The sequence below is a fragment of the Variovorax sp. V116 genome, assembly GCF_041154435.1.
Classification (GTDB): Bacteria; Pseudomonadota; Gammaproteobacteria; order Burkholderiales; family Burkholderiaceae_C; genus Variovorax; species Variovorax paradoxus.
Map to the genome: position 1 here is coordinate 2077858 of NZ_AP028661.1, position 25509 is coordinate 2103366.

Sequence of the window (25509 nt, forward strand, 5' to 3'; positions counted from 1 at the left end):
CTCCTCTCCTCGCAACCTCGGTGGAGGGCATCGCATCGATGCCCCAACTTGGGTTATCGGCAGAGTAGCCGGAAAATTAAGGCCGCCCGTGCTTTTTTTGGAAGGGCTTTCCCGCTGGCCTTGGCCGTTCAGTAGGTCACGGTGACCGTCACGGTGTCCAGGTAGCTGTCCGGCCGCACGTTCACGTTGCTGCCAAGGACGCGGCCGTACACGGTCAGTGACTGGGCTGCACCCGTGCCCGTGCCTGCGACGGTGTTGGTGCCTATGACGCTGCCCCATGAGACCGAGCGGCCCGCATTGCTGTAGAGACGGTAGGGCACCGCGTCCGTGTTGCCGGGCACACCGCCTGTCGGCGTCATCGACCCCGCGCCGGTCGTCGAATTGTTGGAGGGCGTCAGCGCCACCGTGTAGCTGGTGGGCGTGGTGCAGGTGACGTTGATCGTGCTGAACCGGTCCCGGTCGGCCATGCCCGGCAGGCCGTCGATGGTGCCGAAATTCAGTGGGTCGGCCGTGACCAGGCAGCTTTTGGCGACGTTGGCGGTCACCACGAACGGAAAGTTGTCTGCCGCCGTGCCGCCGCACGCTGCCGGCGTGGCGCCCGTGCTCGACGAGAACGTGATCGAGGTGTGAACGGTACCGAAGTTGTCCTGGTAGGCGCCCGGAGGTACGGCGCCCTGGAGGGCGATCAGATCCCCTCGCATGGTCGTGCTTCCCGAGAAGACCCCCGGAATGGTGCCCGAAGTCCGGCGAGGAACGGTGAACGTGGTGACGAAGGGGTTCGGCACCGTCCCGTTGCCGCTCGAACCCCAGATGACGTTGCTCGTTCCCTGGTAGAGCTGGAACTTCAAGCTGTTCGTACCGCTCTTCATGACGCGCGGGTTGAAGTTGGTCAGGCCTTCGTCGCCGTCGCCAATGTTGAAGCAGATCCTGACCTGTTCGGCGGTGGTGCTGTTGTTGGTGCAGTTGTAGCTCAGCGTGGCGGTGGGAGAGGAGGGGGTGCTCCCGTCGACCAGGTCGACCGAACCGAAGGCCAGGTTCGTCATGTCTGCCGTGCAAGTGATCGTGGCCTGCGCACTCCCCGCACCCACCCACCAAAGCAACGCACAAAACAGCGGCAAACGCAGCGCCCGCAAGGTGCGGCTCAAAGAAAAGCTCATGGCGTCTTCCCCTCCCTGATGCAGCGCAGCGGCCCGATCTGCGGAATGCCTGCGCCTTCCTTGCGATAGTCGAAGCTCACGCGGCAGCGGCCGCCGCCCGGCGTCTGCACCTCGAGCGTGTTGCGCGCCTGCAGCGACTCCAGGTACACCGCGCCGTCAAAGCCCACCAGCGCGGGCTCGCCGGTGCCGCCATTCACGCGCACCCGGCTGCCCAGCGGCAGCGGCTTGCCCGCCTCGTCCGCCAGCAGCAGCGCCGCCGCATTCACGGGCGTGATGCCAAAGCGCACCAAGGTGCCGGCGCGGTCGCTTGGCGTGGCCACCGTCTTCACGCGCTCGATGCGCACGTCGGCCGGCAGCTGCATCGGGTCGATCGACAGCTGGTTGTTCTGATAGGCGCGCAGCGGTGCCACCAGCAACATGCCGTGGCTGTCCGTGGTGCCGATGTCGCGGTTCTCCAGCCTCACCGGCACGCCTGCGATGCCGTCGGTGGAAACCACCGCAAAGGCGTCGTCGATGCGCCGCGCCGCAAAGGGCTGGCCGCCCATGAAAGCGATCGAGCCGGTGGCACCCGCGTAGGCATAGCGGCTGTCGCCCAGCACGCTGATGCCGGCCATTGCGCGGCCGTAGCGGCCCAGGTAGTCGACTTCGGCCTGGCCGCCGTTCTGGCCGCCGCCCTGGCGCAGGCCCGCGCGCCAGCCGATGCCGCCTTCGCCCGGAATCGAGCTTTGCGCGTCGGCCGAGAAGGTGGTGCGGTCGCCATCGCGCTGCACGCCCGTGCTGGCCGTGATCTTGCCGTCCAGCGCCCAGGTAAAGCCCACGTACAGGCTGCGCTCGCGCCGGTTGTCCAGGTTCTGGTTGAGGCTCACGTTCACCGAGGCGCTGCGGCCAATCGCGCTGAACCAGTAGACGCTGGCCAGCCGCGTTGCCGCCTGTGCGGGATAGCGCAGGTACAGGTAGCTCAGGCCAAAGCTGCCAAAGCTCCCCGTGGTGTAGCCGACCGATGCGCGGCCCGATCCGCGCGGCGGCGCGCTGCCGTACAGCGACGCCACGTCGCGGTACTCGCCGTAGGTGCGCGTGCCCTCGACCGCAAAGTTGAAGTGGTTGTCGCGCCAGCTGTAGCCCAGGTTGACCAGCGAGCCTTGCTCCGAGCGGTAGCTGCTGTGCGCCACTGCGCCCGCCAGCACGCCGCTCTGGCCGAGCAGCCAGGCGCCGCCCACGCCGGCCTTCACCAGCCCCTTGGTGGCTTCGCCGTGCGCTTCCATCGTGAAGCTGTTGTTCACGCCATAGCGCCAGGTGCCGCTGGCCGCCGGATCGCTGCCGTATTGGAACGAGCGCAGGCCGTAGTCCTTGCGCACCATGCCCAGGTCCACCGACCAGTCCGACAGGCCCGCTTCCAGCAGCCGCTGCGTGTCGTACAAGGAAAAGTCGAGCGTCGTCGCGCGCCCGAAGGCATCGGTCAACACCACCTGCGCATTGCCCGCGCCGTTGATGCTCGGCACCGTCTTCAGCTGGAACGGCCCCGCGGGCACCTGGCCCGTGTACTGCCGCATCCCGTTGATGTACAGCTCCACCTGCGAAGGCAGCGCAGCCGCTCCCAGGAAGGCTGGCAGCGGCGTGGTCGTGCGATAGGGCTGCAGCGCAAAGTTGCGCGACAGCTGGACGCCGCCGATGCGGGTGGAGCGCGACCATGGCAGCGAGGCCGTGGTCGTGTCGCCCACGCGCAGCGTCAGCATGTCTTCAGGGAACGAGGTGCTCAGCGTGGTGTCCAGCCGCACCGAATCGTGCGTCCAGCCTTCGCCCGGAAGGCGTGACGAGCGCGACATCATCGTGTTGCTGAGCACCGTGCTTCCGGTGAACGCGCGCAGCTCGGTCAGCGCGTTCAGGCTCGACGTGTTGCCGCGTCCCTGCGTGCCATACAGGTCATAGTTGAGCAGCAGGCCGGGCGAAGCACTGGCCTTGGGCACGATGGTGGTCGATGTGTCCACCACCGTGGTGGGCAGGCGCAGCACCTCGGCCGAGGCATTGATTTCAACGCTCTGGGTTGCGGCGTCGTACTTGATCTGCAGCCCCGGAAGGCTCTTGAGCCGCACCGGGTCTGACACCCCCGCCGGCAGCACAAAGCCCAGCTGCCGCAGCGTGGCCGCGCTGGCCCACAGCTCCTGCCCGCGCAGGCCAAAGTGCACCAGCCCCTGCGGGTTGCCGTTGAGGCTCAGGTCCAGATAAAGGTCGCTGCCGGTGGGGCCGGCCAGTTCGCCCTCCGCGGGCGCGACCAAAGATGCGCTCGAGCCGGCTGCGGCATTCTCAGCCTGGGCGGCAAAAGACATCAGGCCGGAAAGAAGCAGCAGTGGCAGCAGGCGCTCAGCGGGCGCGTGGGAGCGGCGGGATTTTTTCCTGCGTCGCGTTGCCATTGATCTTCGTTTCCAGGATGCCGCCGAGGGCAAAAGCCTCCGCGGAAGTCTTCAGTGGCCAACGCATGCGCGCACCCGGCAAAACGTAGCCCAGCAGGCCCGCGTGCACCGGCGTGCGGCGGCCCACCGTGTCGAGAAATTCCACATCGGCAAGCTGCGCATGCATGCCCCCGGTGTTGGCCACTTCGAGCACGGCCTGGCCTTCTTCGCGGCGCAGCGACCATGCGAGCTGCGGCTCGGACGACTGCGCGCCTGCCGCTGCAATGAAGATCGGAACCGAATAGCGCAGCACCAGCTGCAGGCCCTTCTTTTCCTTCATCTCCACCGGCAGCTCGTCAATCACCACCCGGTACGCGCCTTCGACCGTGCCGGCCGGAACGCCCGTGCGAATCACGCGGATCAGCTGCCGGTCGGAGGCGGCCAGCTGCACCATCGGCGGACTGACCAGCAGTTCGCGCGAGGGCGTCAGCTTTTCGGTGCCGTTTTCCTGCGCCCAGTGGTAGACGCGCACCTGCGCATGCACCACCGTGTCGCCCGTGTTGCTGAGCCAAAGGCCTTCGGCGTTTTGCGTGGCCTGCAGCGTCAGCGTGACCGGCGACACCTGCAGCCCGCTGGCCGATGCGACCGCCTGCACCAAGGCAAGCGCGAGAACAGCGGTATGGCGGAGCAGGCGGCGCATGGGCGGCAATCGATCGATCAATCGATCAGTAGTTGACCTGGACCGTCACCGTGTCCGAGTAGTCGCCAGGCGTCACGTTGGCGCTGGCGACCGTGGCGTACACGGGAATCGTCTGTGCCGCGCCGGTGCCGGTGCCGGCCACGCCGTTGCCCACGGCGGTGGACGTTGCCGTGCTGCCCCAGACCGAGCCCGTAGCGCTCACCGAACGGAGCTGGTAGGCCACCGTGTCCGAACCGCTTGCGGGGCTCATCACGCCGGCGCCGGTGGTGTTGTTGTTCGAAGGCAGCAGGCCGATGTTGTAAGGCGTGGTCTTGGAGCAGGTCACGCTGATGTTGCTGTTGCCGCTCAGGTTGGTGGCCGACGAATCGACCGTGCCGAAGTCGATCTTCGAGCCGGCGCCCGCCACGACCGAGCAGGCCTTGGCGACAGTGATCAGGACCTGGAACGTGGCCGTGGCCGGGCTCGTGGCTGCCAAGACAGCGCTGGTGGTGACTGCAAGGGTGGCTGCAACGATGAGGGAGAGTTTTTTCATGGTGAACGCCGACTGGTTAAAAAAAGAGTTGTGAAGACGGGGTTGAGGACCACGGGGCTTGCTGTAGCAAAGTAACCTTATAGTTCTCAATGTGAGATTATTGGAACTTTAGTTTCAAAAAGTCAACAGACGCGCTCCAAGTCGTCGCGCGGTGTTGACACGCTCTGAGGTTTCCCGTGGGTACCCAATCTGCCGGGGCAGGGGGTACCCCGCCGCCTGGCAAATGGATGTTTTTGGCTCGAAGGCGCCCCTGTACGGGGGCAAGAGCTCCGGTACGTGCCGGATTCCTTCTGGCTGTACAAACCCGCCAAAAGGCGGGGTGTGCAGAAGCAATCGGCACGGCAAGCGCGGCAGTCGTTTTTCGAGTGCCGATGCCCGTTTTGCTGCGACCTAAGTCACTTCTGACTTACAAAATGTAGCTTGAAGTACCAGTTGTCACAGGAGCGTGCTCACATTTTAAAAGCGATTTTGCCAACTCCATCACGGATTTCCGTGGCGGGCAGGGGTGTGTAGGGCGCCTGAACCGGCCTCGCCAGGGCTTCAGCCGGTGATGCGTGGCAACAACAGTTAACTGACCCCGGCCCGATCCGGAGCCGGAGTGGTTTCAGTCGTCCGACCGCGAGGCGAAGAGCAGGCACATGAGCACCACGCCCAGAAAGGCGCCAGCTACAAAGATTCCGGTGTCGATTGCGAAGGTGTGCATGGTGTTTGGCGGCAAATTCCCTCCCAAAGGCTTCTTTTTGAAGCATTGGACCGAGCGCACCTGACCATCTGCTGAGTGCAATAGGAATGCAGCAGCGGCGCTGAATAAAAGCGCCGGCCTCCCCAATACGTGGGATGACAACTTGTTCGTTTCTCCCTACTACCTCGTGCATCCCACGGTTAACGGTTATCAACTTTGCCCAGCAAGGGCATCCATCACATTTTGATAGACTAATGGGTAGCAAAACGTAAAAGCCGTTAGCTTTTCGTGGAAAAGTGATCCGCATCACTTTCTTAATACAAACGTTTAGCTACAAAAGATAAAATATAGGTACAGGGAGGAGCATTCAGCAACAGCTGATCCCTGTTTGGGCCGTGGTCGGCCTCGCTGCAACAACCAGGGGACTGTTTTGAGACGAGAAGTGAACGCGGCGGCATGGATTGCCGCTGCAATGTTGGGCGTGGCCGTGCTTCAGGGCTGCGCCGTGGCTCCGGGCATGGGTACCGTCGAGCCGTACCAGGTCGCTGAAGACCTGCCCCCCAAGTTCCAGTACCTGCCCGACGCCGCACCCGAAGACCGGATCACCCCCATCACCCCGGCCCTTGTGCGCACGCTGGCCAAAACCTCGCCCAAGGGCGTGCCGCCTGAAGTGCAGGCCCTGTTCGGCAAGCCGCAGCGCTACACCATCGGCCCCGGAGACGTGGTTGGCGTCATCGTGTATGACCACCCCGAGCTGCTGCCCAATGCCGGCGCTGTCATCTCGCAGCAGGTTGACCCCACCGGCGTGAGCGCGGCGCCGGGCTTCATCGTCGATTCGGTGGGCGAAATCGCCTTTCCGTATGTCGGCCGCGTCAGGGTGGCGGGGCTGACTGAGGCCGAGGCCGGCGACCTGATCTCCAAGCTCATCGTCACCCAGGTGCGCGAGCCCGAAGTGACCGTGCGCATCCAGTCCTTCCGCAGCCGCCGTGCTTATATAGAAGGCGAAGTGCGTGTACCCGGCTCGCAGATCTTCACTGACGTGCCCATGACGCTGAGCGAGGCCATCAACCGCGCCGGCGGCATCACCGCCAATGGCAACCGCTCGGCCGTCACCCTGGTGCGCGGCGGCAAGTCCATCGACATCGACCTCACGCGTCTGCGCGAAGCCGGCCGCGATGGAAATGACATTCCCCTGAAAAACGGCGACACCATCAACGTGGCAAGCCGCGAAGACGCCAAGGTGTACGTGATGGGCGAAATCCTGCGCCCCTCGGCACTTACGGTGCGCAGCAATGGCCGCCTCAACCTGAACGAGGCGCTGGGCGAAGCGGGTGGCCCGGTGCTCACCACCGCCAACCCCGGTCAGATCTATGTGATCCGCCAGGGTGCCACCGGCTTGCCCGCGATCTTCCACCTGGACGCCAAGAACCCCGCCGCCATGGTGCTGGCCAGGCAGTTCAGCCTGGAGCCGCAAGACGTGGTCTACATCGACCCGGTGCCGCTGGTGAAGTGGAACCGCGTCGTCAGCCTGATCTTGCCCGCAGCCCAAGTGGTCAATGTGGGCAGCGCAGTGGCAGATCGGCACCAGTAATAACAGTTCTAAATTTCGTTGTAGCTATTCGCTGCATTTAAGTTCTGATTATTACCGTTTCCGGATTTCACGCTACCGGGTAGTCGCAAAAAAATTTCCGATTATGAATGTCACTGAAAAAATTTTAAGAGAGATCGCGAACAATAAAACGGGCGCGGTTTTCTATTATGCCAACGGCGGGAATGGCGGCGACGCACTAATAAATGTTGGGTTTTATTTCCTGGCGGAGAACATCGGACTCACCTACGAAGCAATAAATCTCGAGGGATTGAGCGGGCTTGAGCCAGGAGATACCGTTATTGTGGCGGGCGGAGGCACGATCGTTCCAGAGTGGCAGGCAACTTCAAGATTTCTGAGTAGCCTCTCAAAACATAGAGACATTAATCTGTTAATCCTCCCGCAGTCTATTCGGGAGGTCGACGCTGTACTTAAAAATCTTCCAGAAAATACAAGAATAATCTGCCGAGAAAAATATTCGTATCAGTATTGTTTATCGCTTCTTCCTCCTCATAAGGTGTTGCTCGGAGATGACGTTGCCTTCTATGTTGACGTTGCAAGGTTGAACAAATTGCCAACGACGTGGGGGCGGTTGGATTGGAAAAACATCACGCGTCATCTGATTTATTTTTATCACAAACTGAAATCCAAGTTTGTGAGAAAAATAAACGCCTTTAGATGTGATGCTGAAGCATCTTCAAATTTGAAGGTGAAAAGGAAGATATACGACGATATATCGGTGGTGGCGGCGTTGGGTTCCAACACTCAAGAGGATTCGATACGGAGTGCACAGCGAATCTTAAGCTTGGTGAATCTCTACGACGAATTGCATACGGATAGGCTGCATGTAGGAATCGCAGCATGCCTTCTCGGAAAGAAAGTCACGTTGCATGAGAATAGCTACTACAAAATAAAAGGGGTGTATGAATTGAGTATGAGTAACTTTTCTCATGCGAAGCTGGTTAAGTGAATCAAAAAATTCAACTTGCGATTGTGTTTGCGGCCAAAGGCATTGGTGCTGCCCTTTCTGTATTAACGGTCGCCCTGATTAGTCGATTCTACGGTTTAGAAGTATTAGGGCTTTATAGTCTTGCGCTCACCATCGCAAATGTCGGCGCGCTTGTCTCGTCGTGGGGGCTGGGGACGTCGTATTTGATGGACTATCAAGTGGGCCCAAACGGAGATTCGGGTCGCCCGCTGGCGATGATTGTCATTAGTTTGCTCTCGTGCCTTGCTGTTTTCCCGTTGATGTTGGTGGTAGCCAAGAGATTTAATCTCGAAGAAATTTCGCCCGTCGTTGCGCTGTTCGCTGTTCTCTCGATCTTTTCGGTCAAAACATCCTTCTTGCTTGCAAAAAAAAAGCAGATACTAAATTCGCTGCTGGATGAGATTGTTAGGCCGGCGGTTCCGTTGATATGCGTCATCGTTGGTTATCTTTTTCTTAGTGCGACTGATAAAGAAAATAACTTATCTGTATCGTTGTTAGCTTCATATTTGTTGCTTGCAGTTGCCGTGGGGCTCGCTCTCAAATTTAGCTTGCTGTCGAATGCTTGGAGTATTTCAAATTCCATCCTGTATGTGAGGGATCGGTGGAGATTTTTGGTCAAAAATGGTGCTGCTGTGACCGGCTCTCTGGTTCTAGTCCTTCTTGTGGCGCAAGTAGATCGATTTCTAGTGCGCGACCTAGCAGGCGCAGAAATCTTGGGGCTCTATGCAATCGCGCAGACGGCGACGAATATATTGACATACGTGGGGCAGTCGATAATTTTGGTCGCGACGCCAGAGATTGTCCGGTGCGTAAAACTTGGAAGATTCGAAGAAATCGGGGAGATTTGCAAAAAATACTCTCTCTTTCTATTGATTGTCTCCGGGGGGGGGATATTCGGTGCGCTGTTGCTTGGGAAGTACTATTTCTCCCTATTTGGGGTAAAGCCTGAGTTTATGGAACAAGGTGTATTGGCGCTGGTTATTCTTATGGTGGGCCAAGGATTGGCCGCCTTTTTCGGGTTTGGAATTACTGTTTCCACCTATGTCGCGCGACGGAAGTTTCTGCTTGGCTCGCAAATATTGGCGGTAGTCGTCGTGATTGTTTTGTGCGTTGCTCTTGTGCCGCAATGGGGAGTCGTGGGAGCAGCTGTCGCTACAAGTATCGGGTCCGTTCTAGTGAAGGCCTTGCTTTGGTATAGGCATCGATGTAACGGATTGCGGGTCGGAATTGTCTAAATGATTAAAGTCGGTATCCTGCATCCCGGAAGTGCCTTCTATCCGGAAATTGTTGCTTACAAAAGCTATCTGTCGAGCAGCGGCGGAATTGAAGTGGCAGACTTTACAGATGTTCGATTGGCATGCGCATATGCTGACGTGCTATTTGTTCTTTGTGGATTCTTTCCGTTTTGGAGAATTCCGAGATCGAACGTTATTGTGGAATACCATTCGCTTTCGACCGGTCGATTCTCGGTCTGGAAGAACTTAATTAAGCGGGTTTTCAATGTCCGCGGCGAGCACTATGTTTTTCTTAGCGAAAAGGTAAGGAAAAACCTTTTCTTTCTGAAAAGTGTTTCGCATAGCACCAGAGGGATGGGGTTCGACCAGAATCTTGTTGATAAGTACAAAAAATCCGATAAGGATTTTGATCTTGTTTATTCTGGATCGACGGGGAGGCCGGGGGTGTATGACGCGATTGGGAAAATCGCGAAACTTGGGCTTTCTATTGCCGTGGTTGGAAATAGCGATAAAGACGCTTGCGAATTTTCGTCACTATCGAATGGTCAAATCAGTTTTTTTGGTCGAGTTTCCCTTGAAGAGTCTTACAAAATAATGGCAAGGGCTAGATTCGGGTTGAACTTTACACCTAATGTGTACCCATTCAATATTCAGGATAGCACGAAGGTAATTGAATATTGTGCCCTTGGATTGGGCGTGGTCACAAATAAATATGAGTGGGTGACGTGCTTTGAAAAATCGATTTCCGCAAAATTTATGAATCTCGAAGATGTCTCTTCTAGGGAGCAATTTGAGGGCTTTCAATTTTCTTGCGGAGCTATCGATGGTTACTCGTGGGACAAGGTGATCGAAAGATCTGGCATTGAGAGAAGAATAAGAAATCTTGCGAACTTTGGCTAATGTTGCTTGCATCATGGCGCCAGATTTCCAATTTCTAATTTCTGTCTTGGACTACGGGTGTCCGGCAAACTCGCCCCGCCGAAGTGCGATCCCATAAATATTAGAGCTGTCTACGATCGATGTCGCTATGAAATTAGTTGAAACGCCTTGGCACATCTTTGGCGCGACACTCGTCATCATTATGGGATTGGTGATGGCCGTTTGGGTCGGCAGAAAATTTGAACTGCGACGCAGTCGTGCTGTGTTTCTGTATTTTTGGCACACCGCATTCTGTTTTTTTTATGTGTTTTATGTGCTCGAAAACGGTGGCGATGCATTAGGGTACTACCAAGATGCGTTGCTATTTCGTGAATGGGAGTTGGGGACTGCGGCTGTCTCAGTTATCGCAACACCTTTCATACATTTGTTCGGCCTTTCCTTTTTGGGCGTAAATCTCGTTTTCAATTGCTTCGGTGTGATCGGCTTGCTTGCCTTTCACGGCAGTCTCCGTTCAGGGTTGATAGGCAAGCCCCGATGGGTTCGGCGCTTGGGCTACTTAGTCGTACTACTGCCTTCTGTGAGCTTTTGGTCCAGCGCTTTGGGTAAGGATTCCTTGGCGTTTATGGCCACTGGTTTGGCGCTTTGGTCTGCACTGGATCTTCGTCGCCGCGCTGTATTAATGTGTACGGCGATTGGAGTAATGCTCGTCGTCCGACCGCATATGGCAGGCATACTTTTATTGGCTGTTGGAGCATCGCTCGCCTTCGGATCCGGAGTCAACACTCGTCGTAGGCTGATTTTTGCGCTCTTGGTCCTCTTGGCGTCGGCGGTGATGGTGCCTTTTGCTCTCAACTATGCGGGGCTGCGAAATACGGATAGTTTGGCTGAAATTAATGACTACATAGAGCAGCGACAGGGATACAACCGAGAAGGTGGCGGAAGCATCGACATTTCTTCAATGGATCCTGTGACGCGGGCATTTACCTATGTGTTCCGCCCGTTGCCGTTCGAGGCGCATAGCGCCTTCGCATTGGCGGCGTCATTGGACAACGTGTTGCTGTTGCTGCTGGCGGGGCTTGGCGCTTGGGGATTTTTAAACCGCAGAAAAGGCCTACAAGGTCCGGATCGGATTTTTATGTCGTGGTACGTGATCGCGTGCCTTGGCATTCTCTCGATGACGACAGCCAATTTAGGTATATCTGTTCGTCAAAAATGGATGTTTCTTCCGATGCTGGTTTTTCTGTTGCTTTCTGCGACTGGTAGGTCACGTCGACAAATACCGTTGGATAACGAAGTAGCGATACCTGCGGTGAATAAGGCTGGTTTTTCGTGAAATTGCTGATTATTGCGAGCTTCCCTAGTTCTCTTTCTTCCTTCCGCGGTCCGTTGATCGATGCGGTCGCACGGATGGGGGTCGAGGTGCACGCCGCAGCACCGGAAATTGATTCAGTTCCGGGATTACGGGACGAGCTGGTGAGGAAAAACGTAGAGGCACATGAAATTCCGATGCAACGCGCTGGAATGAATCCCTTAAGAGACGTGCAGACGCTGTATTCTTTGTATCGTGTAATGCGCCGGGAGCGTCCCGATATTGTGCTTGTGTATACGATCAAACCTGTGATCTACGGGACTTTGGCCGCGTGGCTCGCGGGAGTGCCCCGACGCATCGCAATGATTGAAGGGTTGGGTTTCGTTTTTACTCCTAATGGGGATACGCCTTCGATCAGCCGACGATTGCTGCGACTGGGTGTTCGTTCGTTATACAAGCTCGCCCTATCTAAAGCGCACAGAGCAATTTTCCTAAACCCAGACGATCGAGCCGAATTTGTTGATCAAGGGCTACTGCCTCGTATTAAATCCTACTTATTAGGAGGAATTGGTGTCGACCTAGCGAAATGGAAGCCCATGCCTTTTTTGAAGCAGCCAGTCACTTTTATGTTGATTGCGCGTCTGCTTCGCGAGAAAGGCGTACTTGAATTTGTGGAGGCGGCTCGAATCGTTAAACGGAGGCATCCTGAGACGCGCTTCGTCCTGTTAGGGGACGTGGATCCCAATCCCGGTAGCTTGCCGAGACAGCTAGCCGATGCTTGGGTGAATGAAGGCGTGTTGGAGTGGCCTGGCCATGTGCCCGTTATTCCTTGGCTTGCGCAGAGTAGCGTTTACGTACTTCCCTCCTATCGCGAAGGTGTGCCCATGAGTACACAAGAAGCGATGGCTATGGGCCGTGCAATCATTACTACGGATGTCCCAGGATGTCGTGAAACTGTGGTTGAAGGGGTCAATGGTTTTTTGGTACCCGTGCGTGATGCCCAAGCTTTAGCTGCTTCCATGGCGAAGTTTATTAACGACCCAGAGTTGATTGGCCGGATGGGCCGCGAGAGCCGTCGCCTAGCTGAAGAGCGGTTTGATGTTCATAAGGTCAATCGCCGATTGATTGAATTGATGCTGAATTACCAAGGTGATTCACAAGGAATCGGGCGATGAAAGATCAGATTTTAGTCACTGGCGGCGCTGGATATATCGGTTCGCACGCAGTCCTAGCGTTGTTAGAAGCGGGCCATGACGTATGTGTGCTTGACAACTTAAGCAATAGCTCACCTGAAGCTTTGCGACGCGTGGCGCAAATTGCTGGACGTGCGCCACATTGGGTCCAAGGCGATGTCCGCGACAGGGATTTGTTGACACACATGTTCGCCGAGAGGTCCATCCAAGCCGTGCTGCATTTTGCAGGGCTTAAGGCCGTAGGTGAAAGCGTGCGCGAGCCACTCGACTATTACGCCAACAATGTGACGGGTACGCTTGAGTTGTGTCAGGCCATGGCTCATGCAGGCGTACACCGTCTGGTCTTCAGTTCTTCGGCGACGATATACGGTGACCCCGCCGTCATTCCTGTGGCCGAATCGTGCCCCGTCAGCGTGCCGACCAATCCGTATGGCCGCTCGAAATTGATGGTTGAGCAGTTGCTGCAAGACTTAGCTCGGTCCGATGAGCGCTGGCGTATTGCCGTGTTGCGTTACTTCAACCCGATTGGGGCTCATGCAAGTGGGCTAATCGGCGAGGATCCAAGCGGAATTCCCAACAACCTACTGCCATATGTGAGTCAAGTGGCGATAGGGCGAATGAGGGCCGTACAGGTTTTCGGCAATGACTACCCGACGCCCGATGGTACTGGGGTGCGCGACTACATCCATGTTGTTGATCTGGCAATGGGGCACCTTTGTGCCCTGCGGGTGTTGGAGCGACAAGCGGGTCTAGGCATTTGGAATTTGGGCACTGGGCGTGGCTATTCAGTGCTGGAGGTTATTCAAGCCTTCGAGCGTGCAAGTGGGCGCGCCACTGCCTACGAAATAGCACCGCGGCGGGAAGGGGATGTGGCGCAATGCTGGGCCGATCCGAGCAAGGCATTGCGCGACTTGGGCTGGAAGGCCGAGCGTGGCTTGGCGGAGATGGTGGCGGACGCGTGGCGGTGGCAGCAAAACAACCCTTCTGGTTATCGCTTGGCACCTGAAGGGAGCGCGCTATGAAGCGGGTCGTGGATGTGCTGGTATCCCTTACCGCCCTCTGCGTACTGGTTGTTCCGTTGTTGCTGCTTGCTTGCCTGGTCTACCGCAAGCTCGGTAGTCCAGCGCTCTTTCGCCAAGTTCGGCCGGGGCTGCATGGCGAGCCTTTTCAGGTAATCAAGTTCCGTTCAATGACGGATACGCGAGGGCTCAATGGGCAATTGTTGCCGGATGTGCAGAGGCTCACTCGCTTTGGCCGGTTTTTGCGAGCTAGTAGCTTGGATGAACTGCCCGAACTTTGGAACGTACTCAAAGGCGAGATGAGCCTAGTGGGGCCGCGTCCATTGTTGGTGGAGTACCTGCCGTTGTACTCGACCGAGCAAGCGCGTCGCCATGAAGTGCGCCCGGGCATCACTGGCTGGGCGCAGGTCAACGGCCGTAATGCACTTAGCTGGGAAGAAAAATTCAAGCTCGACGTCTGGTACGTCGACAACCGCACGCTGTGGCTCGACATCAAGATCTTGTGGCTCACGGTGCGTAAGGTGCTGGTACGCGACGGGATCTCTGCGGCGGGCGAGGCGACCATGCCGCGTTTCACCGGCTCTTCTGCCGCTACCTCGCGCGGAGGTGGGTCATGACGCAACCCTTGTTTGCGGTCTACGGTGCCAGCGGCTGCGGCCGTGGCGTGATGCCGCTGGCGCGTGCGCAACTGGCAGGGCAATGCATTGCTGGTACGCGGCTTGTTTTCATAGATGACCAACCCGCTGAACCTGTGGTCAATGGTCAGCGGGTGCTGCGCTATGCGGAATTCCTGCAGCAAGAAGCGAGCGAGCGCCATGTCGTTCTGGCCATTGCCAACAGCAAGGTGCGCGAACAATTGGCTGAGCGCTGCAAGGCGGATGGCGTGCGCGCCTGGACGGTGAGCGCGAGCAACGTCGTGCGCATGGACGACGTGGAACTTGGGGAGGGCGCGGCCCTGAGCCCCTTCGTCACGCTCACCTCCAACATCCGCATCGGCCGGCATTTCCACGCCAACCTTTACAGCTACGTCGAGCATGACTGCGTGATTGGCGACTTTGTCACCTTTGCGCCGGGCGCCAAGTGCAACGGCAATGTGGTCATCGAAGACCACGCATACATCGGTTCGGGTGCGGTCATCAAGCAGGGCCGTCCGGGCAAGCCATTGGTCATCGGGCGCGGTGCCGTGGTGGGCATGGGCGCCGTGGTCACGCGTGATGTGCCGGCCGGCGCCACCGTGGTGGGCAACCCCGCCCGTCCCTTTTCTCCCAAAGGTTGATTGTGCTGAATACCTCGTTCTCTCCCTGGCCCAGTTTCACCGCCGAAGAGGCTGAAGCCGTGCAGCGCGTGCTGCTCTCCAACAAGGTCAACTACTGGACCGGTCAGGAATGCCGCGAGTTCGAAAAGGAGTTTGCCTTGTGGACAGGCACGACGCATGCGGTGGCGCTGGCCAATGGCACGTTGGCACTGGATGTTGCGCTGAAGGCACTGGGCCTTGGTCCAGGCGACGAAGTGGTGGTGACGCCGCGCACCTTCGTGGCAAGCGTTTCTTGCGTGGTCAACGCGGGTGCTACGCCGGTATTCGCGGATGTCGAGGCCGACAGCGGCAATCTCTCAGCGGCCACCATTGCGCGGGTGCTCACGCCGCGCACCCGCGCAGTGATCTGCGTGCACCTGGGCGGTTGGCCTTGCGACATGGATCCGATCATGGCGCTGGCCGAACAGCATGGGTTCAAGGTCATCGAAGACTGCGCACAGGCACATGGCTCGCGCTACAAGGGTCGGGCGGTCGGCTCCATCGGACATGTGGGCGCCTGGTCTTTCTGCCAGGACAAGATCATGACCACGGGCGGAGAGGGCGGCATGGTCACCACCAATGACGAATCGCTCTGGCGCGCCATGTGGGAATTCAAGGACCACGGCAAGAGCCACGATGCGGTGTTCAAGCGCGAGCATCCGCCCGGCTTCCGTTGGCTGCATGAAAGCTTCGGCACCAACTGGCGCATGCTGGAGATGCAGGCCGTGATCGGCCGCATTCAGTTGCGCCGCATGGCCGACTGGACCGCGCTGCGCACGCGCCATGCAGAAGCGCTGTGGGCGGCCTGCCGCCCGCACGCGGCGGTGCGCGTGCCGACTCTGCCCGAAGGCAGCGTGCATGCGCACTACAAGTGCTATGCCTACGTTGAGCCCGAGCGGCTGGCGCCCGGCTGGAACCGTGACCGTATCGTGAATGCTGTCCAGGCGCTGGGCGTGCCCTGCTATCAGGGATCCTGCTCGGAGGTGTACCTGGAGAAGGCTTTCGATGGCACCGGCTGGCGGCCGGCGGAGCGCTTGCCGGTGGCGCGTGCGCTGGGTGAAACCAGCGTCATGTTCCTGGTGCATCCAACGCTCACAGCAGCGGAAATGGACGCGAGCTGCGCGGCCATTGGGCAAGTGCTGAAAGAAGCGAGCGCCACATGAACTTCCATGCGGCACCCAGTTGGTGGCCGCGGCCCGGTGCCGCGGTGTGGAGCTGGCTGCTGGCTCTGGCAATGCTCGCGCTGCTGGTGTTGAGCCTGGCCCCGTCCTCGGTAGCTTCTGCCTTGCCTTCGACTGGCTGGGACAAAAGCAATCACGCCTTGGGCTTTGCGGTGCTGGGGCTGCTGGGCCAGTTGGCTTGGCCCGGGCGCACGGCCATCGTCTTGACCACATTGCTGGCCTATGGCGGGCTCATCGAACTGCTGCAATCGTTGACGCCTGATCGCGTTGCCGAGGCTACCGATCTGCTGGCGGATTGGGTGGGGCTGCTGCTGGGCGCGGGCTTGGCGTTCTTGCTGGAGCGCCGGCGTAGCGATAAGAACTTGTCGAGGGAATCCACATGATCGATCGTCTGGCCCAGCCTGTGTTGGCAATGCCACGACCCTTGAAGCGGGTGTTGGCTTTGTCGGTGGACGCCGGCCTGTGTGTGCTGTGCGTGTGGATGGCACTCAGCCTGCGTTACGACAGGTGGGTAGAACTGGCGGGCGTGCACTGGCTGGCGGTAGCGGGCGCGATCATGTTGGCGCTGCCGCTGTTCGTGATCACGGGCCTTTACCGAGCAATTTTCCGGTACGCCGGCAGTGCGGCGTTGATGGCGGTCGGGCGCGCCTGCTCCTTGTTCAGCGTGGGCTACGTCATGATGTTCACCTTGGTCGGCGTGGAGGGCATTCCGCGCACGGTGGGCGTGTTGGTGCCTGCGCTGCTGCTGTTCACCGTGGGCGCTTCGCGGCTGGCTGCACGCTACTGGCTGGGCGGCTTGTATTCGCAGCTGTTGCGTAGCAAGACGCTGCCGCAGGTGGTGATCTACGGTGCCGGCAAGGCCGGGCGCCAGTTGGCTGCGGCGCTGGCGCACAGCCCTGAGATGGTGGTGCATAGCTTTGTCGACGACTCGCCGCATCTGCAGGGCCGCACCCTCAATGGGCTGCCCATTTACGCGGCATCCTGGCTCAAGGCCAACGCCGTCACGCAGGGCATTACAGATGTGCTGCTGGCGTTGCCGTCGGTCTCGCAAGGGCGCCGGGCACAAATTCTGAACGAGCTGTTGTCGCTGCACCTGCACGTGCGCACACTCCCCGGCATGGCTGACCTGGCGCAGGGCCGGGTACAGGTCAAGGACCTGATGGAGGTCGATATCGAAGACCTGCTGGGCCGCGACCCGGTGGCGCCGGTCGAAGACCTGCTGCATCGCCATGTGCGCGGCAAGGTGGTGCTGGTGACCGGTGCAGGGGGCTCCATTGGCAGCGAGCTGTGCCGCCAGATTGCACAGCTGAAGCCCTCGGTGCTGCTGCTGGTGGAATGGAGCGAATACGCGCTGTATGCCATTCACCGTGAGCTGGATCAAAAGGCGCCTGCGCTGAACGTGGTGCCGCTGCTGGCCTCTGTGTGCGATGGGGCGCGCATGCGCCAGATCATGGGCGTGTGGCGGCCCCACACGGTCTACCACGCGGCGGCCTACAAGCATGTGCCGCTGGTGGAGCACAACCCGGTGGAAGGCTTGATCAACAACACGCTGGGCACGCTCACCGCGGCCTTGGCGGCGCGTGACCATGGCGTGGGCCAGTTTGTGCTGGTGAGCACCGACAAGGCGGTGCGGCCGACCAACATCATGGGCGCCAGCAAACGCCTGGCCGAAATGACGCTGCAGGGCCTGGCGCAGCAGAACCCGAGCACCTGCTTCTCGATGGTGCGCTTTGGCAATGTGCTGGGCTCCAGCGGCTCGGTAGTGCCGCTGTTCCGCCAGCAGATCGAAGCGGGTGGGCCGATCACGCTCACGCACGAAGACATCACACGCTACTTCATGACCATTCCTGAAGCGGCACAACTGGTGATCCAGGCCGGTGCCATGGCCGAGGGCGGAGACGTGTTTGTGCTGGAGATGGGCGAGCCCGTGCGCATCATCGACCTGGCGCGCCGCCTGGTGGAACTGTCAGGCCGCACGGTGTGCGATGCGCAAAACCCCGAAGGCGACATCGAGCTGCTGATCACCGGGCTGCGGCCCGGTGAAAAGCTTTATGAAGAGCTGCTGATTGGCGACAACGCGATGCCCACCGCCCATCCGCGCGTGATGAAGGCGCACGAGGCATGCCCGCCTTGGCAAGAGCTGACCCGGCAGATCGATGAGCTGGGTGCGCTGCTGGAGCTCAACGACGTGCCTGCAATCAAGTGCAAGCTGCAGCAGCTTTTGGGTGGCTACCGCCCGCACGCAGAGGTGGTCGACTGGGTGTATATGGAGCTTGAACGCCAGAATGACCTGCTGCCCGCCCCGGTATCGGTTGCACCTGATTCCGTCGCCTCCGGCGTTGCGGTGCCCCCGCCGGTGCTCGCTTCCGTCTGATCTCTTGTTGCGGCGCCGGGGCATGCCCCAGCGCCGCGCCCGCCCGAAGCGCGGGCCTATTCGTTGTACTTGTACGTGGTGTACCTGTAGCCACCGTAGCGGTAGCCATGGCTGCCGTAGTGGCGCCGCGTCAGGTCGATGCCGTTGAAGATCACGCCGCTGACCGCTTTGCCCGCATGTGCGAGGCGCTTGGCGCTTTCGTTGAGTTCGCCAAGTTGGGTTTGATCGGCCCGGGCTACCAGCAACACTGCGCCCATGTAGGGTGCCACTGCGGCGGTGTCGGCAGCCACCAGCACTGGCGGCGTATCGATGATCACCAGTTCGTACTGAGCGGACAGCACGTCCAGCATTCGCACAAAACTTTCCGACATCAGCATGTCGGCCGGATTGGTAGGCAGTTTGCCGGTGGTCAGCACGTCGAGGTTGGGCAGCACCTGCGCGCGGATGGCTTGCTGTGCCGAAAGCTCGCCAGCCAGCAGCTCTGAAAGGCCGCCATCACGCGGCAGGCCAAACTGCTTGTTCAGGTGGCCCTTGCGCATATCGGCGTCGATCAGCAACACGCGCTTGCCGGCATGCGCCATGATGGCCGCGAAGTTGCCTGAAACAAAACTCTTGCCAATGCCTGGCGTTGCACCCGTGATGAGCACCCGGTTGTTGCCGGCTTCGAGCGTGGCGAACTGCAGCGCGATGCGCAGGCTGCGCAGCGCCTCAACGGGTGGGCTGTCAGGGTGGGTTACTGCCAACAATTGGATACCCTTGGCGCCGGCTGCGACGCTTTGGTCGAGCGTGATTTGTTCGGCGGTGAAGGGAACAACTGAATAAACGGCTAGGCCGGTGTGCGCTTCGATTTCTTGCGGATCTCGGATACCGGAAAAGAATTGACTCCGCGCAATAGCCACAACCGCCCCGGCCAGAAGTCCGAACACCAGTGCCAGCGCGAGGATCAAAGGCTTCTGCGGCTTGACTGGCTGTTTGGGTTTGACTGCTTTGTCGAGCAAACGCACGTTGCCGGTTTTGCCTTCCTTCACCAGCCGCAATTGCAGTGCATTGTTCTGCAGCGACTGGTACAGCCCACTGTTGACTCGCACATCGCGCTCCAAGCGCAGAGCATCTTGCTGCATCGTGGGCATGCGGCTCACGCGAGCATTCAGTCCGCCGATCTCCTTTTCGATGGCCGCTATCTGCCCATCAATGGTTTTTACGCGCGTGTTGCTGTCGGTAAAGCGTGCGGCGAGTTCTCGACGCTTCTGCTGGGTTTCAAGAAGCTTGGTCTGCAGCTCGATGGTCTGAGCCAGCACGCCCTTAGCTTCTTCGTCAAACGCTACGGTGCCGTTCTTGTTGCGAAAGCGCGTGTAGGCATCTTCGGAAGCCTCTAGTTGTCGCTTGAACTCAGGCAATTGTTCGTCGAGGAACTGCAATGTTTTTTGTGCTTCGGCCGCTTTGCGTTCCACGTTCTGTTGTACGTACTGCTCGCCAATGGCATTGAGAATGCGAGAAAGCCGGTCGCGGTCGCTGTCTTCCAGCGCCGCGCTGATGACGTTCGATTGCCGACCTTGCTCGCTGAGTTGCAGACGCTTCTGCAGATCTTCGATGGTGCGCAACTGAGAGGCACGCCAAACGACGAATTGCGCACCGGGCTTCCCATCGAGCTTGTCGATCAGCAGATCGATGGTGCCATCTTCGAGCACATGGTGCAGCGGCTGCCCGACGGTCCCGCTCAGCTGTTGGTCCAGCGCTTCATGCGTCAACGTGTATTTGCCTTCGCCCTGTGCAGTGACCAGGAAGGGCGCCTCGTCTTCAAATTCCGGTGGCACGTCGAAGCGTGCGACTCCAATGTTTTCCTTGCCGTTGACATAGCCGCCGAACCCAAGGAAGCCGGGCTCCGACAGCCCAGCGGCCCGTCGCGCTAACCAAGGGCCAATTATTGGTAGGTAGCGCGGCTTAGCGTCGATGTAGACGCGTGTCTGATTCACTGCCGCACCTAGCACCATCCGCGAGCGGATGACCTCGATTTCGCCAGTAGCAGGCGTCTTCACGTCGAAGAGACTGGAGGTTTCACCGAGGAACCCCTTCGCATCGGGTGCGGCGTCCTCGACTTGGACCAGCAGGTTGGACTGGTAAACCGGGGTGGAGAGCAGCGCATAAGCCGCGCCGAGCACCAGTGCAAGCGCGGTGACAGCCGCAACCAGCCATTTGCGGTCGATCAATATGTCGATCCACTCGGACAGGGGAATCTCGCCGTCGTCGTCTGCGCTTGTGGTTGGCTGACCCACGCGCGCAGCATTGGAAGTAGTCACAGCAGGAGTGTTCATTTGAATTGCCGAATCCGTTCGGCCCATGTCTTGACGCCGGCGTCGATGAGTTGAAGTGCGTGCTCGAAGGCTTCCTGGCCCATGCGGTAGGGATCGGGGATGTTCAGCTTGGCCGTTTCGGCCAGCCGAAAGACCCTGCCGCGCGTGAGCGGGTAGTTGTTTTCGATGTGGCGGCGCTGCCCGTCGTCCATGGTGAGGATCAGGTCGGCCTGCACGCACATGGGCTGGGTGATCTGGCGCGCGCGGTGGGCGCTCAGGTCAAGGCCGCGCGCGGCCATCAGCTCTTGGGCGATAGGGTCTGCGGGGTGGCCTATCAACGCACCCGTGCCGGCTGACGAAACGGTGATTTCTGGCAGCGCATCGGCCAGAAGGACATGCGCCATCGGGCTTCGGCAGATGTTGCCGATGCAAACGACAAGAACGGATTTCAACGGGTCCGCCTTTCTTTGAAGGAAAAAGCGCTCATGGGCTGCGATCGAAATTCAAGAGGTTGTCTCCGGCACGCGGCTTGTTGTCTGGCGGGGCCGCAAAGTTGAATGCGCCCTGGTCGCGCACGGAGGTCAGTTCATAAAGGGTGTTGCTGCGGGCCAGGCGCGCGCCGCCGTCGCGCGTGAGCGGCGACCATGCAAAGCCCAGTGCAAACTTGCTGGACCGCGGCAGCAGCGCGTCGAGCGGAATCGAAAGATAGATGCCCTTGTCGAAGTCGCCTTCGCCAAACTGCCTTGACGAGACATTGGTCTTGGTGGCGTAGGCTCCCAGCACAAAGCCGTTCTCGAAGCGGCGGATGACTTCGAGCGTCACGCCGCGGTCGCCCGCAAGGTACTGGCCCGCGCTGATCTTGGCCATGACGCCGTTCCAGCCGGTGTCCCAGTAAAGGGTGGCGTGGCCGGTGGTCACTTTGTAGTCGCGCAGGCCAAAGTCCTGGTTGAAGTCGCGCTGGCGCACGCGGTTGATGTCCACGCCAAAGGCCACCGGCGAGCGCGCGGGCCGGTACAGCCATTCGGCGCCCACGCCGGCAAACATGGATTCGAGCAGGCCGCCATACATGCTGTAGTAGTGGTTGCTCGACAGTTGCCCCACATGCGTGAGCTGCAGCGACGGAATGGTGAAGCGGCTGGAGGTGACGTACTCGCGCTGGTAGGTGCGCACGCGCGGCAGGTTGCTGGGCGCGGTGTAGGTGAACTTGTCGTAGTTGTCGGCCAGCCGCAGGTTGACCGCGCCGCTGAGCCAGGTGCGCTGGGTAAAGCGGTATTCGGCAGTGGCCTGGATGCCAAGCTGGTAGAGCAGGAAGGCGTCGGGCCCGCCGACGATCTGGCCATAGCTGGGCGCAATGCCAAAGGTGAACTTGTCGCGCGGGCGCACCCAGGGGGCGTTTGTTTCAGAGGCGGCGGCCTCGATGGCGGCGGTGTTCTGAGCGGGGCTGCTGCGCGTGTCGTCGGGGCGGGCCAGCTCGGGTTCGTAGTCGCGCTTGGAAACGGCGCGTGCGGCATGCGGCGGCAGGGCCTGGATGCGCGCAGCCACCCATTCGGCGCGTTCGACGGCTTGCGCATGCACGGCAAGGCCGCGCTCGGCGTAGTGAAAGACAAAGCTCTTGATGGCGTCGGGCGCATCGTGGTGAAGCACCGCAATGGCTTTTTCGACGCGCGCGGTGCGGTAGACGGTGTTGCTGTCGGTCACCCACACATGCAGCACGTCGTCCTTGGGTGCAATGCGCTCGACGGTCCATTCGGTCTGCGCCTCGATCTCGGCCGCGGTGGTGGCCCAGCCGGGGGAGCGCGGGGCCGCCTCTGGCCTGAATTCCGGCAGCGGTCGGTCGAGCGGCTTGGGCGACTGCGACGCGGCCAGGTTGCTCGACAGCGTGAGGCCAATCATGAACTTGTCCCCGCGCTCGAAGCCGGCAGACAGCGTGACCTTGGGTGACACCTGGTAAGCCAGGCCGATGTTGATGGGCGAGCGCTGGCGCTGGTTGTTGTTCTGCGGCTCGCTTTGGTAGTCGTTGCCTTCGTATTCGAGCTTGAGCGTGAGCGGGTCCCACGGCGTGCGCCACTGCACGCCGCCAAAGAGGGCGGCCGGGCCACGAAAGTAGGAGCCGAACCTGCCTGGGCTGGTGCTCGAGTTGCCGCGGGTGTCGAAGCGGCTGCCCAGCAGCTTGAAGGGGTTGCTGATGTTGCCGCTCGCGCCCAGGTAGCCCCAGCCGATGCCAAGGCTGAAGTCGAGGTCGTACCAGCGCTTGCTTGCCACCAGGTACTCGCCGGAGAACAGGCCGGTACCGCCCAGGTCGCGAAAGCCCAGTGCAAGCTCGGGCACGAAGGCGGTTTCCTTGAGCAGCCGCAGCTTGATGTCGATGCTCTTGTCCTTGTTCGACTGGCCGGTGGTGCTGACTCCGTAGGTGCGATTGGAAATGGAGGTGTAGCGAAAGCCCCCCTCCATCCAGTCGAGGGGCTGGAACATCACGTTCAGCCGCGTATAGGGCCAGATCGACGTGAGCGATGCGCGCGTGTCGCCGGCCACGCCCATGCGGGCCGATGGCGTTTGCAGCAGGCCGGTTTCGCCCCAGTCGTTGCCGCTGATGTCGAGCGGGCGCGGCTGCGAGGCCACGGCCTCGGGCAGCGTGGCGGCGACGGTGGGCGCGGCGAACACGGGCGCGTTGGCGGTCGGGGGAGCGGTGGTGGTGGGTTCCTGCGGCGACGGGCCTTGCACGGCAAGGAACTTGATGAGGCCTTCCGACAGGTCCGCCAGGGCGGCCATGCGGCGCGGCGGGGCCCAGATCCAGGCGCCGGGCGCGGGTTCGTCGGCGGGCTCGGCATTCCAGGCGCCAATGCCTGCGCGCGCGGTGCGGCCGTCGGGCTGCGCGATCCAGGCCCAGTCGGCGCCGCTGCCCAGGCCGCAGGCGCCCAGGTAGTCGAGCACCGAGCGGCCGCCTTCGTGCGCCACCTGGCAAAAGCTGCCGTCGGGCTGCACCACGGTCACCGAGCGCAGCGGGGCGGGCGGCACCGCGAGCCGCTGGCCTTCGCGCAGCACCGGGTCTTGCCCGGGATTCGCCTGCAGCCAGCGCGGATCGACAATGCCCAGCGCCACGCGGCCGGTGGCCGGCAGGCTCTGCAGCACGGACAAGAGCTGCTCGCGCGAAGCCCGTTCTTCAGGCGAGGCCGATCGAACGGCCGCTTCCACCCGCACCAGCAGCGACTCTTTCAGATACTGCTGCGCGAGCAGTTCCTGCGGCACCTGCCATGCAAGGCCGGGGCCGGCCGCATCCTCGGGTTGGCGCAAGAGCCAGTCGCTGAGCCGCTCGCCCGGGCGCACTTGCGCAGCGTCGCCAACAGGGCGGTCGGTGGCTGCGGCATGGGCGGAGGGAGTCATCAACACGATCGCTGCGGCCAGTAGGCTGAGGCGGAAGGGGTTGGTGATGGGGCCGGGCGGGGGCGGGGGGCTCATGAACCAGCTGCGCTTGTCGAGGCAACGTTGGCTGGCACAGAGGGATTCCACCGCTCGAAGCTCAAGCACAGATCACGGGAAAGGCACTGCTCGGAATACACCGCCTCGAGCTTGTCGCCCACTTGGGCAAGGCCGAAGCGGGCCGGCGGCAGCGATGCGGAGGCCGGGCGCGTGCTGCTGCGCTCCTCGATCCAGCGCAGCGAGCTCGCGGGCCGGCCGGCGAGCATGCTGTCGGTGGGCGGCGCGATTTGCCGCTGCTCGATGTCGTCGCGTATGCCGGAGCGGTAGCCGGGCATCATGTCGCGCTCGCGCTGGAAGCGTGTTGTTGCTGTCGTCGTGCTTTCGGCGGCGGTGGCAGAGGGCCAGGCGGGCGCATTCACAAGGCGCACGGCGCGCCAGTCGGTCGTGAGGCCGGCGGTGGCCACCAGGCGCCCGTGGCGCAGGCGCACCGTTTCACCCGAGGCGCTGTACCAGACCTCTGTAGGACCTTCGGGATGGGGGTCGACGTATCCGAGCACAAGAAACACGGTGCGGCCTTCGAAGGTGGCACGCAAATAGCTGAATTCCGGACGGAATGTGTGGGAGTCCGACGGCGAGGCGTTGTTGTTATAGAGGTGCCGGGCCGTGGCAAGCATTGCCGAGGAGCCCGAGGAGCATCCGCCCAAAAAAAAGGATGATGCGAGTACGCAACATCCTAGTTTTCGCACCGCGCTGGCGGTGCTTTGGAATCTCGCTGGGAACCCCCCCTTGCGGAGGGCTCCGATCATTACCTGGTGCCGGTGGTACCGGTGGTGCCAGTGCCGCCAGGGCCACCGGGGATGATGAAGCCGCCACCACCGCCGCCGCCACCACCGCCGAGAGCCGCTGCCAACAGCACGCCGCCACCAGCTGCCGCACCGATTTGCTGGGTGGTCAGGCCGCCACCGCCGGCTGCGCGCACGGCATCAGCGGCGGTTGTCGGGGGCACAGGCAGTTGTTGTGCAAGGGCCGGCGCAGAGGCCAGGGCTGCAAGAGCCATGGCTGCGATCAGGTGACTATGTTTCATTGAGTTTTTCCCCGTTCGGATGAAGCTTGGAAGTGAGCGACAGCGTCGACAACCGATAGTAACCGGCGATTGCGCATTGTTACCCTAGTCAACGGGCCGATCTTACCACTGCACAGAGGGAAACAGGTACCTAAAACAGGGGAGGCGGGGCAGGCGGCGGGCAGCTGTACCGAGGCTGTTTTGGCGTGACAGGCAGAAA

General features: G+C 60.6%; 22 protein-coding genes. 13 read left to right on the forward strand and 9 right to left on the reverse strand.

The window, feature by feature from the left end; all coding sequences use genetic code 11:
* Positions 1–128: 128 nt before the first annotated feature.
* From ACAM58_RS09840 to ACAM58_RS09860, 5 genes are all read right to left on the reverse strand, one after another.
* Positions 129–1157 carry a spore coat U domain-containing protein gene (locus ACAM58_RS09840; protein WP_062362023.1) on the reverse strand — a complete coding sequence of 343 codons (1029 nt, stop codon included), beginning with the start codon at positions 1155–1157 and terminating at the stop codon, positions 129–131.
* Entirely contained in the window at positions 1154–3481 is a 2328-nt protein-coding gene (locus tag ACAM58_RS09845) for a fimbria/pilus outer membrane usher protein (protein ID WP_369664380.1), read from the reverse strand. Before ACAM58_RS09845 ends, ACAM58_RS09840 begins: the two co-directional genes overlap by 4 nt.
* 34 nt (positions 3482–3515) lie before the next feature.
* Positions 3516–4244, reverse strand: a complete 729-nt coding sequence (locus ACAM58_RS09850; protein WP_369664381.1) for a molecular chaperone — start codon at positions 4242–4244, stop codon at positions 3516–3518.
* Between the two features lie 25 nt (positions 4245–4269).
* Positions 4270–4776, reverse strand: coding sequence for a spore coat U domain-containing protein (locus ACAM58_RS09855; RefSeq protein ID WP_369664382.1), 507 nt, complete (start codon positions 4774–4776; stop codon positions 4270–4272).
* 604 nt (positions 4777–5380) lie between these two features.
* Positions 5381–5425 carry a hypothetical protein gene (locus ACAM58_RS09860; RefSeq protein WP_369664481.1) on the reverse strand — a complete coding sequence of 15 codons (45 nt, stop codon included), beginning with the start codon at positions 5423–5425 and terminating at the stop codon, positions 5381–5383.
* Here ACAM58_RS09860 and ACAM58_RS09865 point away from each other — a divergent pair.
* The 13 genes from ACAM58_RS09865 (at position 5415) to ACAM58_RS09925 (ending at position 18518) form a co-directional block, all read left to right on the forward strand.
* Positions 5415–5543 carry a hypothetical protein gene (locus ACAM58_RS09865; RefSeq protein ID WP_259347633.1) on the forward strand — a complete coding sequence of 43 codons (129 nt, stop codon included), beginning with the start codon at positions 5415–5417 and terminating at the stop codon, positions 5541–5543. The genes ACAM58_RS09860 and ACAM58_RS09865 overlap by 11 nt on opposite strands.
* A 387-nt stretch (positions 5544–5930) precedes the next feature.
* On the forward strand, positions 5931–7049 hold the full coding sequence (locus ACAM58_RS09870) for a polysaccharide biosynthesis/export family protein (protein WP_369664482.1): 1119 nt from the start codon (positions 5931–5933) through the stop codon (positions 7047–7049).
* Positions 7015–8016 carry a polysaccharide pyruvyl transferase family protein gene (locus ACAM58_RS09875; protein ID WP_369664383.1) on the forward strand — a complete coding sequence of 334 codons (1002 nt, stop codon included), beginning with the start codon at positions 7015–7017 and terminating at the stop codon, positions 8014–8016. The genes ACAM58_RS09870 and ACAM58_RS09875 overlap by 35 nt, the downstream gene beginning before the upstream one ends.
* Positions 8013–9269, forward strand: a complete 1257-nt coding sequence (locus tag ACAM58_RS09880; RefSeq protein WP_369664384.1) for a lipopolysaccharide biosynthesis protein — start codon at positions 8013–8015, stop codon at positions 9267–9269. Before ACAM58_RS09875 ends, ACAM58_RS09880 begins: the two co-directional genes overlap by 4 nt.
* Positions 9270–10169: a hypothetical protein gene (locus ACAM58_RS09885; protein WP_369664385.1), complete on the forward strand. Its 900-nt coding sequence runs from the start codon at positions 9270–9272 to the stop codon at positions 10167–10169.
* A 127-nt stretch (positions 10170–10296) separates the two neighbouring features.
* Positions 10297–11481, forward strand: a complete 1185-nt coding sequence (locus ACAM58_RS09890) for a hypothetical protein (RefSeq protein ID WP_369664386.1) — start codon at positions 10297–10299, stop codon at positions 11479–11481.
* Positions 11478–12632 carry a glycosyltransferase family 4 protein gene (locus tag ACAM58_RS09895; RefSeq protein WP_369664387.1) on the forward strand — a complete coding sequence of 385 codons (1155 nt, stop codon included), beginning with the start codon at positions 11478–11480 and terminating at the stop codon, positions 12630–12632. The genes ACAM58_RS09890 and ACAM58_RS09895 overlap by 4 nt, the downstream gene beginning before the upstream one ends.
* Positions 12629–13672 carry a UDP-glucose 4-epimerase GalE gene (gene galE / locus ACAM58_RS09900; RefSeq protein WP_369664388.1) on the forward strand — a complete coding sequence of 348 codons (1044 nt, stop codon included), beginning with the start codon at positions 12629–12631 and terminating at the stop codon, positions 13670–13672. Before ACAM58_RS09895 ends, galE begins: the two co-directional genes overlap by 4 nt.
* Positions 13669–14286: a sugar transferase gene (locus ACAM58_RS09905; RefSeq protein ID WP_369664389.1), complete on the forward strand. Its 618-nt coding sequence runs from the start codon at positions 13669–13671 to the stop codon at positions 14284–14286. Before galE ends, ACAM58_RS09905 begins: the two co-directional genes overlap by 4 nt.
* Positions 14283–14945, forward strand: a complete 663-nt coding sequence (locus ACAM58_RS09910; RefSeq protein WP_369664390.1) for an acetyltransferase — start codon at positions 14283–14285, stop codon at positions 14943–14945. The genes ACAM58_RS09905 and ACAM58_RS09910 overlap by 4 nt, the downstream gene beginning before the upstream one ends.
* Before the next feature lie 2 nt (positions 14946–14947).
* Entirely contained in the window at positions 14948–16126 is a 1179-nt protein-coding gene (locus ACAM58_RS09915; RefSeq protein ID WP_369664391.1) for a DegT/DnrJ/EryC1/StrS family aminotransferase, read from the forward strand.
* On the forward strand, positions 16123–16527 hold the full coding sequence (locus ACAM58_RS09920) for a VanZ family protein (RefSeq protein WP_244883347.1): 405 nt from the start codon (positions 16123–16125) through the stop codon (positions 16525–16527). Before ACAM58_RS09915 ends, ACAM58_RS09920 begins: the two co-directional genes overlap by 4 nt.
* A complete protein-coding gene (locus ACAM58_RS09925) occupies positions 16524–18518 on the forward strand; it encodes a polysaccharide biosynthesis protein (protein WP_369664392.1) in 1995 nt (664 codons plus the stop codon). The genes ACAM58_RS09920 and ACAM58_RS09925 overlap by 4 nt, the downstream gene beginning before the upstream one ends.
* A gap of 56 nt (positions 18519–18574) precedes the next feature.
* Here ACAM58_RS09925 and ACAM58_RS09930 read toward each other — a convergent pair whose 3' ends face one another.
* The 4 genes from ACAM58_RS09930 to ACAM58_RS09945 are packed head-to-tail and all read right to left on the reverse strand — an operon-like array spanning position 18575 to position 24900.
* The gene (locus tag ACAM58_RS09930) at positions 18575–20830 is read right to left on the reverse strand and encodes a polysaccharide biosynthesis tyrosine autokinase (protein WP_369664393.1); all 2256 of its coding nucleotides are present in this window, start codon (positions 20828–20830) and stop codon (positions 18575–18577) included.
* Entirely contained in the window at positions 20827–21261 is a 435-nt protein-coding gene (locus ACAM58_RS09935) for a low molecular weight protein-tyrosine-phosphatase (RefSeq protein ID WP_062361985.1), read from the reverse strand. Before ACAM58_RS09935 ends, ACAM58_RS09930 begins: the two co-directional genes overlap by 4 nt.
* 31 nt (positions 21262–21292) lie before the next feature.
* Positions 21293–24265 (reverse strand): YjbH domain-containing protein, encoded by a 2973-nt coding sequence (locus tag ACAM58_RS09940; protein WP_369664394.1) that lies wholly within the window; start codon positions 24263–24265, stop codon positions 21293–21295.
* Complete coding sequence (locus ACAM58_RS09945; protein WP_369664395.1) at positions 24262–24900, reverse strand: YjbF family lipoprotein; 639 nt, start codon at positions 24898–24900, stop codon at positions 24262–24264. Before ACAM58_RS09945 ends, ACAM58_RS09940 begins: the two co-directional genes overlap by 4 nt.
* Between the last annotated feature and the right edge of the window lie 609 nt (positions 24901–25509).